Origin of the sequence: Streptomyces sp. NPDC055955, assembly GCF_042270245.1 — a bacterium.
Classification (GTDB): Bacteria; Actinomycetota; Actinomycetes; order Streptomycetales; family Streptomycetaceae; genus Streptomyces.
Map to the genome: position 1 here is coordinate 13,094 of NZ_JBHJYS010000003.1, position 12,995 is coordinate 26,088.

Sequence of the window (12,995 nt, forward strand, 5' to 3'; positions counted from 1 at the left end):
CACGTCGCGATCACTTCTGCAGTACCGACAGATCCTGGTCCGCGTGCGGCACCGAGACCGTCCCCCGGTCGTCCGGGAGCGTCTGGACCGTGAACATCGGGACGCCGGGGTTGTCCGCGTCGGGCACGTCCAGCATCCGCGAGCCGTAGACCTCGCCGCCCGACACCTCCTCCACCGTCAGCGCGTACGACCCCTTGAGCCCGGCCGGGACCGGCGGCCGCACCGACAGCGTCGTGCCGCCCTTCACGGTGTACGTCTTCGTGACCGGGGTCCCGCCCTCGGTGCCCGCCGACGCCGTCACCTTGACCGTGCCCGCCGCGCCCGGCGCCGTCAGCGACAGCGTCGAGCCCTTCGCGCGGTTGTCGGCGACGGTCGCCCGCGCGCCGATCGACCGCGTCGCCGGGATGAACGCCGACTCCTGGTCGTCGCCCTTGCCGCGCACGACGCGCAGGGCGGCCACGACCGGGGCCGAGTCGCCCGTGGGCGTCAGGACGAGAGAGCCGGCCTCGCCGCGCGTCACGTCGCCGAGGTCGACGGCGGCCGTCATCCCCGACTTCACGTGCAGGCTCTCGTGCCCGGCCGGGGTGATGCGGCCGGTCGGGGAGGTCAGCTGGACCTTCAGGTCCGCGTCGTTGTCGCCGGGCGCGAAGGCGACCAGACGCACGCTCGTGGCGTCCTTCGGGATGCCGGGCAGGACGACCGTGTCCGCGGGGTCCGCGGACGCCGGGAGCCAGTCGCCGCCGAGCTTGTCGTCCGCGGCGAGGACGGCGGCGGCGACCCGGCCGCTGCGGGCCGTCACATGGAGCGTGACGTTCGTCTGCGGCTTGTCGGCGAGGGTGGACAGCAGGACCGGCACGCTGGAGTGCGGCTGGACCTGGATGCCCTCGCCCACGTCGGACTTGATGGCGCCGTTCGCCCCGTACAGCTGGACGTCGACGACCGCTGCCGAGTCGTCGGGGTTCGTGAGGTGGATGTAGTCGCTGCGCTCCTTGGCGGTGGAGGCGCCCGGGAACCAGAAGTCCGTGTCCGGCGCCGAGCAGTTCACCCCGAGGAGGCCGCGGCCTGTGCCGGCGGCCACCCCCGTCGTCTGCTGCACGGTCCAGCCGGGCGCGAGATTCCCGTCCGCGCTGCCCACGAGAGCGGGCGACTCGGCGCCCGACGAGTCACCCGCGACGGGCTTGCCCGGCTTCAGCGGGGACAGCACGGGCTTGTCCGCCTCGCTCTTGCCCTTGCTCTTGCCGTCCTGCGTGCTGTCCGACAGCTCGCGCGTGGCGGGCGACAGGGCGGCCTTGCCGGAACTCCCCGACCCCTGCGAGACGGGCGTGTACGACGTGTACTCGGTCTCGGCGAGGTCCGACGTGCTCGGCGTGGGGCACAGCAGGCTGGAGCGCTCCACCGGCAGCCGCGCGGCCGCCTTCGCGGAGTCGCCGTCGCCGCCGGGCGCGGTCGCCGCCGCGAAACCGGTGACGGCGGCGAGGGCCGCGGCCGCGGCGATCAGGGACAGGGTCGTGCGGTTCACTGCTGGCTCCCGTCGGGGCGCTCACTGTCGGTGCCGTGCGGCGGCTGCGCGGGCGGCTGCGGCTGCTCGTACGGGGCGTCGTAGGCCTGCTGCCCGTACTGCTGCTCGTCGTACGTGCCCCCATAGGCGTACGGGTCGTACTGGCCGGCCTGGTAGGGATCCGCCTGGTAGGGGTCCGCCTGCTGGGTCTGGTCGTACGTGCCCGGGTAGGCGCCGCCCTGGTACTGCTGCTGATCACCCGCGGCGTACTGGCCGTAGTCGGCGGCCGCGTACGTGGGGGTGTCCCACTCGCCGTACGCCTGCTGCTGCGGCACACCGGCCGCGGCGAGCTCCTCCTCCGAGGGCGGCGGCACCGCGCCGTCCGTGCCCTCGGCCGCGGCCTGTTCGGCCTCCGCCTGGGCGCGCAGGCGGCGGGCCCTGCGGCCCTCGCCCTCGACGGCCTGCGTGGGCACGACGGGCTCCTCGGGGAGGTCGTCGTCCACGTCCCTGCGCCGGCCCGGCAGCGCGAGCACCACGAGGACGAGAGCGAGCGCCCCCTGCGCCCACAGCCAGGCCGCGTGCGAGATCGGCGCGTCGAACGTGACGTCCAGGCGACCGCCCGAGGCGGGCAGTTCGAAGCCCTGCGCCCAGCCGTCGACGGTCGTCTTCGTCAGGGGCGCGCCGTCCAGCGTCGCCGTCCAGCCCTCGTCGGCCGTGTCGGCGATGCGCAGGACGCGGCCGGCCTTGCCCCCGGGGATCTTCGTGTGCAGTTCGACGGGACCTGCGGCGACGGGCTGCGGCTCGTCGGACCCGGAGACGATCGCGGCGCGGGAGACCTGCCGGTCCACGCGCCACAGCGCGGTGCCGTCCTGCTGGCTGAGCCGGGACAGGCCGGGCGTGGAGTCGAGGACGCGGCTCATCTGCCGGGGCGCGCCCGCCCGCACGAGGACGTAGCGCACGGCGAAGCCGCCGAGCTGGTCGGCCTGGTCGGCGCCGGAGCCGGCGACGAGGTTGGCGACGACCTTGTCGAGCTTCTTGTTGCTGCCGCCCGCCTCGGTCAGTTCGGCGTCACCGAGGCGCGCGCCGGCGCCGCGCACCAGGGTGTACGACACCCGGGCGGCCGAGTCGCTGTCCATGACGAGGGTGCGGGCCTGGTCCTGGGTGTCGCTCTCCTCGGCGACGAACGCGGGCACCTGGGTGGGGTCGCGGCGCTCCAGAGGGCCGTCGGCCCCGCGGATCATCCAGCCCGCCGCGGCGAGGAGCGGTCCGGCCACCGCGGCGAACGCGATGAGGGCCGCCACCGGCTGCCGCCAGCCGAAGCTCTGCTCGGCCACGCGCGAGCGTGCCCCTTCGGCGCCGAGCACGGAGGCGGCGAGGAGGGCGATGCCGTAGACGAGGGTCGCGGGCCCGGCCCAGGCCGAGCTGTTCGACAGGGCCGCGAAGACCAGGGCCACCAGGGCGATCACCCAGGCGGTGAGCACGGCGGGGCGGCGCTCGGTGCGCAGGAGCGCGGCGAGCCCGGCGAGCACGATGCCGATGAGCAGCAGTCCGCCGAGGGTGCCGGAGCCGCCGGGCGAGGCGCCGAGCAGGCCGAGCGCGGACGCCGACCCCTGCCCGTACGGAAGGCCCGCCTCCTTGAAGAAGCCGAACGGGAGCAGGGTCAGCGACCAGGGCGCGAGGATCAGCAGCGGGGTGCCGAGCGCGGCCAGGAAGCGGAGCCCGTACGCGGTGATGTCGCCGCGGCGGACCGCGAGGAGTGCGATGCCGAGGACGAGCGCGATCGGCCACACGATGGGCGTGAAAGCCGTCGTGACGGTCAGCAGGAGGGCGTACGCCCAGGTGGCGCGCCAGCTGCCGCGCGCCCCCGCGTGGTTCATCAAGCCGCTGGCGGACAACCCCGCGCGCGCGATGAGCGGCAGCAGGATCGCGAGGACCGCGGTGCCGATCCGGCCGCCGGCGAGCGCGCCGGTGGCCGCGGGCAGGAAGGCGTACGCGACCGAGGCCCACGCGCGCAGCAGGCGCGAGGTGACCAGGGGCCGCGAGGCGAAGTAGGCGGTGAAGCCGGCGAGCGGCACCGAGCACACGAGGAGCACGGTGACGGCGAGTCCGGTCGAGCCGAACAGGAGCGTGGACAACGCGGCGACGAGCGCCAGGTACGGCGGCGCGGACTGGGTGCCGCCTGTGCCGGCCGCGTGCCAGCCGTCGAGATAGCGCGACCACAGGGCGGACGCGTCACCCGGAGCGGGCAGCAGCGCGCCGCCCGCGAGCGCCCCGCCGCCGAGCAGCGCGCGGCAGGCGATGAGCGACACGAACAGCAGCACCACGAAGAGCATCGGTCCCGGCTTGCGGGCGATGCGCTTGAGGCGGGCGAACTGCTCGATCTCCAGGAAGTCCGCGTCGTCCCCGCCGGGGCCGGACTCGACGGCGCTGCCGTGCCGTCCCGCGGCGTTGATCTCGGGGTCGGACGCGCCGAAGACGCTTCCCGCGACCTGCTCGACGGTGAGCCGGACCGTGGCGCCCGGCGGCGGGAAGAGCGGCCGCAGCTCCTTGGCGTCGATCACTCCCTTGCCGCGCCTGCGGCGGGCCGCGAGGATCCGCTCGGGCCGCAGCAGGGTGCCGAGGAGTCCGGTGATCTCGTCGAGCGCCTGGCCGGGAACCTTGCCGACGAGGTACGCGAGCGTACGCGCGAGCGTGCCGATGACGAGGCGCACGAGGACCCAGGGCAGCACGGCCGTAGGGGCGTTGACGAGCAGGGTGTAGACGGCGCCGGCCTTGTCGACCTTGTGCGGGGACGTCGCCGTGCGGCCCACGCAGTCGACGGTGCGGCGCTCGCGCGAGGAGGCCTCCGCGTGCCGGACGACGGCGTCGGGGGCGACGACGACGCGGTGCCCGGCGGCCTGGGCGCGCCAGCACAGGTCGACGTCGTCGCGCATCAGGGGCAGCCTGCGGTCGAACCCGCCGAGCTGTTCGAAGACATCACGCCGGATCAGCATGCCGGCGGTGGACACGGACAGGACGGGCCGCACGTGGTCGTGCTGCCCCTGGTCCTGCTCGCGGCGGTCGAGGCCCGTCCAGCGGCGCCCCGAGTTGGCGATGGAGACGCCGACCTCCAGGAGCTGCCTGCGGTCGTACCAGCCGAGCAGCTTGGGTCCGACGACGGCGACCTCGTTGCCGATCTCGCGCTCGTTCTCGACGACGCGCAGGAGTTCGGCGAGCGCGTCGGGCTCGGGCGCGCAGTCGTCGTGCAGGAGCCACAGCCACTGCTCGGGCTCGCCGTGCGGCAGCTCCGGCAGGTCGTAGGCGTCGTCGCGCCAGCTCCGGCTGACGGGGTCCCAGCCACTGGGGCGCTTGAGGTACGGCAGCTCCTGTGGGGTCAGCACTCCGGCGGTGCGCGCCGCTTCGTCGACGGCCTGGCCGAAGCCGGTACGGCGGGCCAGGTGGAGAACACGCTCGTCGCCGATCGCGTCGGCGATCAGCGTGGCGGAGGCGTCCGCGCTGCCGGTGTCGGCCGCTACGGCGTTCTGTACGGGGCGCTCCTGGCCGAGCAGTCCTGACAGGACGTCGGGCAGCCAGCGCGCCCCGTCGTGGGAGACGAGCACGGCGGTGACGACGTGTCTGGGGAACTCGGGTGGCCTGGCCGGGTCTGGGCCTGCGGCGTGCCCCGGGTTGAACGCGGCTGCGGCAGTGTCGAATTGGCCTGCCGAATGGCTGTGCACGGACATCGAGGTACGGGCCCCGGTTCGTTGGACTGCGGTGGACGCCTTTGCCCTGCGGGCGATGGGTCGTCTCGGACGGGGCCCCACACTAACGGCTGACAACAACAGCGGCCCGCCCCCTGTGGACAACCCAGGGCGACGGGCCGATCGCTACGCGGAAAAGAGTCTTCGGACGGCGTCCTTGTCACGGTCCTCGGTGCGGCCCCGGCTCTGGTCCCGGCTGCGGGCGCTGGTGCGGGGCTTCGTGCGGTCCTGCGGCGTTCCGCAGCCTTCGTCCCTCAGACCGCCGCCTTCTTCAGGCGGCGCCGCTCCCGCTCGGAGAGGCCGCCCCAGATGCCGAACCGTTCGTCGTTGGCGAGGGCGTACTCGAGGCACTCGGACCTGACCTCGCAGGCGAGGCAGACCTTCTTGGCCTCCCGGGTGGAGCCGCCCTTCTCCGGGAAGAAGGACTCGGGGTCGGTCTGGGCGCACAGCGCGCGCTCCTGCCAGCCGAGTTCCTCTTCCGCGTCCTCGACCAGCAGTTGCTGAAACGACTCGGTCATAGTGCGCCCCTCGTCCGTCTGTGCGTCCCCGTGATGCTGCCGCTACCGATTTCGGCTGAACGACACGAGTGAAATTACAAGTGTGCCGATCCGGGCCAGTCAAGCCGAGATCTGCTATTGGGTCCCTTATTCACTCTGCGGAACCAAGGCTATGCGGAAAGTGTTCAAATCGGCCTAAACCTTGACACTTGCCAGAGGCCCATCCCGGCCGCCACCCCTCCGAGAGCCCCGGTCGACCTCACGCGGGCCTCTGCAGGGAAGGACGCCTCGGGCGTTGATCCCGTTCCGGGAGCGGCGCCGGAGCGTTCCGGATCACATTCGGATCACAGGAGCGCAACGGCGTTTGCACGCCCGGTTGATGCGCCATGTGTCCCGGCCGGAAGCTGAACAAACCTTTCACCTGACAGGGCAACCGGATGAGGTGAAACATATCCCACAATCCGGACACCTGGTTGACAGGGGAGGAATGAACCGGTGTCCTGGTGGGCATGCTCGCGAACTTGGCGCTTTCCGTGACCCGACCCGGGTCCCTCGGTGCTGCCCACGCGCGCTGTCGTTGTTGCTGTCCCGGCTGTTGAGCCCATCGCGCTCCGGCTGAACCCCCTCGCTCCACTCCCCCGGCAGTTCGTCCGTGCCGGGCGCCGTCAAGCGACACCCCCCAGCACACCGCACTCCGCCGAGGAACCCCCATACCCATGAACAGCAACAGCGACCTCCAGATCGCCGGCGACATCCTCGAAGTACCCCACCTGCTCCAGCCCGCACGCGAGCACCCGGCCACCGTCGCCGAGTTCGCCGGCCTGGCCCGCACCATCGCCGCCGACCGCGGCCGGTGGGAGCACCTCGTCGAGTACGACGCCACCAGCCGCTGGTACCACCGCCTGCAGACCGGTCCCGGCTACGAGGTCTGGCTCCTGTCCTGGGTGCCAGGACAGGGCAGCGGACTGCACGACCACGGCCGCTCCTCCGGAATACTGACCGTCCTCCAGGGCGAGTTGACGGAGCGTTCGGAGCGCGGCTCCCGCACCCTCGCGCCCGGCGCGCAGCGCGTCTTCGCCCCCGGCTACGTCCACGAGGTCGTCAACGACGCGCTGGAACCCGCCGTCAGCCTCCACGTGTACTACCCCGGCCTCACCGAGATGCCCATGCACGCCCCCCGCTGCGTCAGCGACGCCACGCAGGATGCCCTGACCGCCTGACGAACTGTCGTACCCGCCTGCGATGCTGGGCACATGCGCATTGTGGTTCTGGCAGGCGGCATCGGTGGTGCCCGGTTCCTTCGCGGTCTCCAGCAGGCGGCACCGGACGACGCGGTCATCACGGTCATCGGCAACACCGGGGACGACATCCATCTCTTCGGCCTGAAGGTCTGTCCCGACCTCGACACGGTGATGTACACGCTCGGCGGCGGCATCAACGAGGAGCAGGGCTGGGGACGCAGGGACGAGACGTATCTGGTCAAGGAGGAGCTCGCCGCGTACGGGGTGGGGCCCGAGTGGTTCGGTCTCGGCGACCGGGACTTCGCGACCCACATCGTCCGTACGCAGATGCTGGACGCCGGCTATCCGCTCAGCGCGGTCACCGAGGCGCTGTGCGAGCGCTGGAAGCCCGGCGTGCGGCTCATCCCGATGTCCGACGACCGCATCGAGACCCATGTCGCGGTGACCCTCGACGGGGAGCGCCGGGCCGTGCACTTCCAGGAGTACTGGGTGAAGCTGCGGGCCTCCGTGGACGCGCACGCGGTGGTGCCCGTCGGCGCCGAGCAGGCCAAGCCCGCGCCGGGTGTCCTGGAGGCCATCGCCGAGGCGGACGTCATCCTCTTCCCGCCGTCCAACCCCGTCGTCAGCATCGGGACGATCCTCGCCGTGCCCGGCATCCGCGAGGCCATCGCCGAAGCCGGTGTGCCCGTCGTCGGGCTTTCACCCATCGTCGGGGACGCGCCCGTGCGCGGCATGGCCGACAAGGTCCTCGCCGCCGTGGGCGTCGACTCGACGGCCGCCGCGGTCGCCGAGCACTACGGGTCGGGGCTGCTCGACGGGTGGCTCGTCGACACGGTGGACGCGGGCGCCGTGGAGCGTGTCGAGGCGGCGGGCATCCGCTGCCGCGCGGTGCCGCTGATGATGTCCGACCTGGACGCGACGACGCAGATGGCGCGTGAGGCGCTCACGCTCGCGCAGGAGGTCCGCGCGTGAGCGACGCCCCCTCCTTCCGCGCCTGGGCGCTCCCCGGCATCCCGGAGGTCCGGGAGGGCGACGACCTCGCCAAGCTGATCGCCACCGCCGAGCCGGGCCTCGTCGACGGGGACGTACTGCTCGTCACCTCGAAGATCGTCAGCAAGGCCGAGGGCCGGATCGTCGAGGCCACCGACCGCGAGGCGGCCATAGACGCCGAGACCGTGCGCGTCGTCGCGCGCCGCGGCACCCTGCGCATCGTCGAGAACAAGCTGGGCCTGGTCATGGCCGCTGCCGGCGTCGACGCGTCGAACACGCCCGCGGGCACCGTGCTGCTGCTCCCGCAGGACCCCGACGCGTCCGCCGCGGCGATCCGGGACGGACTGCGGGACGCGCTCGGCGTGGAGGTCGGGGTCGTCGTCACGGACACCTTCGGCCGCCCCTGGCGCAACGGCCTGACCGATGTCGCCATCGGCGCCGCGGGCGTGCGCGTCCTCGACGACCTGCGCGGCGGCACGGACGCCTACGGCAATCCGCTCAGCGCCACCGTCGTCGCCACGGCGGACGAGCTGGCCGCCGCCGGGGACCTGGTGAAGGGCAAGGCGGCCGGGCTGCCCGTCGCCGTCGTGCGCGGGCTCGCGCACGTGGTGGGCGAGGGCACCGGCGCGCGCGAGCTGGTGCGCGTCGCGCGGGACGACATGTTCCGGCTCGGCACGTCCGAGGCCGTACGGGAGGCCGTGACCCAGCGGCGTACGGTGCGGGCGTTCACGGACGAGCCGGTCGACCCGGGAGCCGTACGGCGCGCGGTGGCCGCGGCCGTGACCGCGCCCGCCCCGCACCACACGACGCCCTGGCGGTTCGTGCTCCTGGAGTCGCGGGACTCGCGGGTCAGGCTGCTCGACGCGATGCGGGACGCGTGGGTCGAGGACCTGCGGCGCGACGGCAAGAGCGAGGAGTCCGTCGCCAAGCGGGTGCGCCGCGGCGACGTGCTGCGCCAGGCGCCGTATCTGGTCGTGCCGTGCATGGTGATGGACGGGTCGCACACGTACGGGCACGCGCGGCGCGACGCCGCCGAGCGGGAGATGTTCGTGGTCGCGGCCGGTGCGGGCGTGCAGAACTTCCTGGTCGCGCTCGCCGGTGAGCGGCTCGGCTCCGCGTGGGTGTCGTCGACGATGTTCTGCCGCGATGTCGTACGCGAGGTGCTCGGGCTTCCGCAGGAGTGGGACCCGATGGGCGCCGTGGCCGTGGGGCACGCGGCCGCCGCCCCGGCCGAGCGCCCGGCGCGTGACGCCGGTGACTTCGTGGTCGTGCGCTAGCGGAGCGGCTACCAGGCGGCGATGTCCGTACGGCGCATCTTCGGCTGTCTGCGCGGGGGTGTGCGGCCGCTGAGGAGGATGAGGCGGGCCGCGCGGTGGCGCTGGCCCTGCTCCTCGTACGGGGCGAGGAGCCGCAGCATCTCCGCGTCGTCGGCGTCGCGGTTGCCGGCCAGCGCATAGCCGACGATGCCGGGCAGGTGTACGTCGCCGGTCGTCACGGCGTCGGCGGCGCCGTTGCTGCGCTGGACCGTCTCGGCGGAGGTCCAGGGGCCGATGCCGGGGATCAGTTCGAGGCGGGCGCGGGCGTCGGCCGGGGTCATCGCCGCGGCCTCCTCCATACGCCGGGCCACCTTGACGGCCCGCAGGACGGTCGAGGCCCGCTTGTTGTCGACGCCCGCGCGGTGCCACTCCCAGGACGGGATGAGCGACCAGGCGCGCGGCTCCGGCATGACGTGCAGGCCGAGCCCGGCCGTGGGGCCGGGCGCCGGGGTGCCGTACGTACGGAGCAGGATGCGCCAGGCGCGGTACGCCTCGTCCGTCGTGATCTTCTGTTCCAGGATCGACGGGATCAGCGATTCCATGACGAGCCCGGTACGCAGCAGGCGCAGTCCCGGCCGGTGGTGGTGGGCGTGGGCGAGAAGCCTGTGGCGCGGCTCGAACGCCTCGGGCTCGTCCGACTCGCCCAGGAGTTCGGGGAGTTGGGCAAGGAGCCAGGTCGCGCCCGGGCCCCACGCCTGCGCCTCGGCGACTGTGCCGCGCAGGGCCACGCGCAGGGTGCCGGGGCCTTCGGGGGTGCGGGTGGCCCGCCAGACCGAGCCGTCCGGTGTGACGCGGAAGGCGGGGTCGGCGGGTCCCCGGCGCAGCGGGCCCAGGGTCAGGCCCAGGTCGAACGGGCCCCTGGGGGTCCAGCGACGGGTGTGCGCCTCGGTCGCCGGGCGCGGCACGACGGCCCGGGGCGCGGCGGCCCTGGGCACGACGGTCTCTCCGCCGCGCACCGTGGTGCGCGTGGGGCGGGGGGCGTATCGGCCGGCCAAGGGGTCCTCGTCGGGTGGGTGGGGCTGCTCCTTGCAGCGTAGAGGGTCGGGCTCGCCGGCCCCCGCCGGTCCGAGGAGATGCCCCCTGCCGGTCCGGGGAGCCGGCCCCTACTGGTCCGAGGAGAAGCGCACCGCCGCCGCCGGGATACGCGCGTCGCACCACACCCGTACGCCCGACTGGAGTTCGTTGTCCGCGCCGACCGTCGCGCCGTCGCCGATCACCGCGCCCGTCAGCACCGTGCGGGCGCCCACGTGGGCGCCGCGGCCGATCAGGGAGTCGGTGACGACCGCGCCCGCCTCGACCGTCGCGTCCGCGAGGATCGCGCTGCCCGAGATGCGGGCGCCCTCGCCGACCGTCGCGTTCTCGCAGACGACCGTGCCGTCCGTGAGCTTCGCGCCGGGGGCGACGGAGGCGGTGGGCAGCGTGAGGCTGTCGCCGCGCCGGCCGGGGACCGCCGGGGACGGCGCGCGCCCGAGGACGAGGTCGGCGGAGCCGCGCACGAAGGCCTGGGGGGTGCCCAGGTCCAGCCAGTACGTGGAGTCGACCATGCCCTGGAGGTGGGCGCCGGTCGCGAGCAGGTCGGGGAACGTCTCGCGTTCCACGGAGACGGGGCGGCCCGTCGGGATCGTGTCGATGACCGAGCGGCGGAACACGTAGGCGCCCGCGTTGATCTGGTCGGTGACGATCTCCTCGGGCGTCTGGGGCTTCTCCAGGAAGGCCTGGACCCGGCCCGTCGCGTCCGTGGGGACCAGACCGAACGCCCGCGGGTCCTCGACGCGGGACAGGTGCAGGGAGACGTCCGCGCCGGTGGTCTCGTGCTCGTCCACCAGGGCGCGGATGTCGAGGCCGGTGAGGATGTCGCCGTTGAAGATGAGGACCGGGTCGTCGGGTCCCGAGTGGAGCCGGGACGCGACGTTGCGGATCGCGCCGCCGGTGCCGAGGGGCTCCTCCTCGGTGACGTACTCCAGATGCAGTCCGAGGCGCGAGCCGTCACCGAAGTACGGCTCGAAGACCTCGGCGAGATACGAGGTGGCGAGCACGATGTGCTCGACGCCCGCTGCTCTCGCCCGGGCCAGCTGGTGGGTGAGGAACGGGACGCCCGCCGCCGGGACCATCGGCTTGGGTGTGTTCACGGTGAGCGGTCGCAGTCGGGTGCCCTTGCCGCCGACCAGGAGGATCGCTTCTGTCACCTGTCGTCTCTGCTTCCTGCTGGGGCCGGTCGAACTGCCTTTCGGCCGGCCAGTGTATGCAGACTGTGCGGCGCGGCCGGGCGTCAGCGGCCCTGGAGACTGGCCGATGTGGACCGGGCGGTGCCGAGCTTGTCGTAGAGGAGGCGGCCCGGGCACTCGGTCGCGAAGCCGTCCCGGTGCCCCGAGATCACGTTCAGTCGTACGCTCTTTCCCTTGCTGTACAGATTGCCACCGGCTGACGTGAGATATGTCTTACCGCTCGGATTCACCCCGTACAGGCCAAGCTTCCAGGCCGTCAGCTGGGCGATGCCCTCCACCGCGGCGACCGGCGGCTTCGAGGATTCGAAGGTGCCGATCACCGCGACCCCCATCGTGTTCGAGTTGAACCCGAGGGTGTGGGCGCCCATGACGGGCTTCGTCACGCCACCGGCACGGCCCTCATAGATGTTGCCGCACTTGTCGACGAGGAAGTTGTAGCCGATGTCGCGCCACCCCAGGCTCTTCACGTGGTAGCGGTAGATGCCGCGGATGACCGAAGGGGCTTGCGAGCAGGTGTAGTTGTTGCCCGTGGCGCTGTGGTGCACGAAGGCCGCCTTGACCGACGAGGTGTAGGCGAAGGCGCTCTCGCGCAGCGTCTCGTCGGCGCCCCAGCCCTTGCGCGTGACGATGCGCGGGCGCGGGCCGATGTAGGGACCGGCCTTCACGTCGGCCTCGCCGCCGCGGGTCTCGATCAGCTCGTTCTCGGTCTCCTTCTTGCTGAGGGCGGGGATGACGTCCGCGCCGAGCGGGGCCAGATCCGCGTTGACGGCGGAGGCAGCCGCCGACTCCACGGTCAGTGCTCCGACACGGGAGGCCTCGGCGGGAGCGCCGCCGGGCGGGGGCTCGCCACCGGGGTCGACCAGTTCGAGGCGCAGGCCCTTGGGCAGAGGGGCCTGCGCGGCGGAGTTCGCGGCGGATCCGGCGGTCCGGTGCGCCGGGGCGGCCTGGGGGCGCACCCGCACCTCGACACCGTCGGAGGCGCCGACCCACAGCGGGGCCGTGGAACCACGCAGGCGGCCCGAGTCGCGTTCGGCCGTGCCGGGGTCGGGGGCGTGGTCGCCGTTGTGGGTCTCGACCTCCTGCCAACCGGACCAGTGGGTGGTGCCCTTGGCGCGCGTACGCACCTGGACACGGCCCTCCAGCACGGCCGACGGGTCGTCCCAGACGACGCCGACGAGGGAGAAGGGGTGCACATCACGCTGGGTCAGACCCTGTTCGCCCGGGGCGCGCAGAACGCGGTCGCGGGGCAGGACGGACAGGGGCAGCGACTGGGTGCTGCCGGGGACGGCTCCGGCGGTCAGGGGCCTGGCGGCCGAAAGGGTCGTGGCTGCCCCGGCTCCGGAAGACAGGGCGAACGGAAGGGACAGGGCGGCCGCACACGCGACGCCGATCGAGGAAGCTAGGAATCCACGCATGCAAACGATCGTGGACATAGCTGTACATATCTGTCCATCGGGAAGTGTCATTGGTGGACAGGGGAATTGACAG

General features: G+C 73.1%; 9 protein-coding genes. 3 read left to right on the forward strand and 6 right to left on the reverse strand.

Annotated features, from left to right (window positions below):
* Positions 1 to 10: 10 nt before the first annotated feature.
* The 3 genes from ACFC96_RS06175 to ACFC96_RS06185 all read right to left on the reverse strand — a co-directional run bounded on the left by ACFC96_RS06175 (position 11) and on the right by ACFC96_RS06185 (position 5,756).
* Complete coding sequence (locus tag ACFC96_RS06175; protein WP_376610560.1) at positions 11 to 1,519, reverse strand: DUF5719 family protein; 1,509 nt, start codon at positions 1,517 to 1,519, stop codon at positions 11 to 13.
* Complete coding sequence (locus ACFC96_RS06180) at positions 1,516 to 5,220, reverse strand: glycosyltransferase (protein ID WP_376610562.1); 3,705 nt, start codon at positions 5,218 to 5,220, stop codon at positions 1,516 to 1,518. Before ACFC96_RS06180 ends, ACFC96_RS06175 begins: the two co-directional genes overlap by 4 nt.
* 272 nt (positions 5,221 to 5,492) lie before the next feature.
* Entirely contained in the window at positions 5,493 to 5,756 is a 264-nt protein-coding gene (locus ACFC96_RS06185; RefSeq protein ID WP_093617031.1) for a WhiB family transcriptional regulator, read from the reverse strand.
* 695 nt (positions 5,757 to 6,451) lie between these two features.
* Here ACFC96_RS06185 and ACFC96_RS06190 point away from each other — a divergent pair.
* From ACFC96_RS06190 to ACFC96_RS06200, 3 genes are read left to right on the forward strand one after another with little or no spacing between them, the layout of a single operon-like run.
* The gene (locus ACFC96_RS06190; RefSeq protein ID WP_376610564.1) at positions 6,452 to 6,955 is read left to right on the forward strand and encodes a cysteine dioxygenase family protein; all 504 of its coding nucleotides are present in this window, start codon (positions 6,452 to 6,454) and stop codon (positions 6,953 to 6,955) included.
* Between the two features lie 33 nt (positions 6,956 to 6,988).
* On the forward strand, positions 6,989 to 7,948 hold the full coding sequence (gene cofD, locus ACFC96_RS06195; RefSeq protein ID WP_376610566.1) for a 2-phospho-L-lactate transferase: 960 nt from the start codon (positions 6,989 to 6,991) through the stop codon (positions 7,946 to 7,948).
* Entirely contained in the window at positions 7,945 to 9,243 is a 1,299-nt protein-coding gene (locus tag ACFC96_RS06200) for a coenzyme F420-0:L-glutamate ligase (RefSeq protein WP_376610568.1), read from the forward strand. Before cofD ends, ACFC96_RS06200 begins: the two co-directional genes overlap by 4 nt.
* 8 nt (positions 9,244 to 9,251) lie before the next feature.
* Here ACFC96_RS06200 and ACFC96_RS06205 read toward each other — a convergent pair whose 3' ends face one another.
* The 3 genes from ACFC96_RS06205 to ACFC96_RS06215 all read right to left on the reverse strand — a co-directional run bounded on the left by ACFC96_RS06205 (position 9,252) and on the right by ACFC96_RS06215 (position 12,922).
* Entirely contained in the window at positions 9,252 to 10,277 is a 1,026-nt protein-coding gene (locus ACFC96_RS06205) for a DNA-3-methyladenine glycosylase family protein (RefSeq protein WP_376610569.1), read from the reverse strand.
* A gap of 108 nt (positions 10,278 to 10,385) precedes the next feature.
* The gene (locus ACFC96_RS06210) at positions 10,386 to 11,468 is read right to left on the reverse strand and encodes a sugar phosphate nucleotidyltransferase (protein ID WP_376610571.1); all 1,083 of its coding nucleotides are present in this window, start codon (positions 11,466 to 11,468) and stop codon (positions 10,386 to 10,388) included.
* 83 nt (positions 11,469 to 11,551) lie between these two features.
* A complete protein-coding gene (locus ACFC96_RS06215) occupies positions 11,552 to 12,922 on the reverse strand; it encodes a peptidoglycan recognition protein (RefSeq protein ID WP_376610573.1) in 1,371 nt (456 codons plus the stop codon).
* Positions 12,923 to 12,995: the final 73 nt, after the last annotated feature.

What these genes read in the sequence shown, in the direction of transcription:
- ACFC96_RS06180 (WP_376610562.1), bottom strand. Translation starts at nt 5,220, where the DNA reads ATGTCCGTGCACAGCCATTCGGCAGGCCAATTCGACACTGCCGCAGCC.
- ACFC96_RS06215 (WP_376610573.1), bottom strand. Translation starts at nt 12,922, where the DNA reads ATGCGTGGATTCCTAGCTTCCTCGATCGGCGTCGCGTGTGCGGCCGCC.
- ACFC96_RS06185 (WP_093617031.1), bottom strand. Translation starts at nt 5,756, where the DNA reads ATGACCGAGTCGTTTCAGCAACTGCTGGTCGAGGACGCGGAAGAGGAA.
- cofD (WP_376610566.1), top strand. Translation starts at nt 6,989, where the DNA reads ATGCGCATTGTGGTTCTGGCAGGCGGCATCGGTGGTGCCCGGTTCCTT.
- ACFC96_RS06190 (WP_376610564.1), top strand. Translation starts at nt 6,452, where the DNA reads ATGAACAGCAACAGCGACCTCCAGATCGCCGGCGACATCCTCGAAGTA.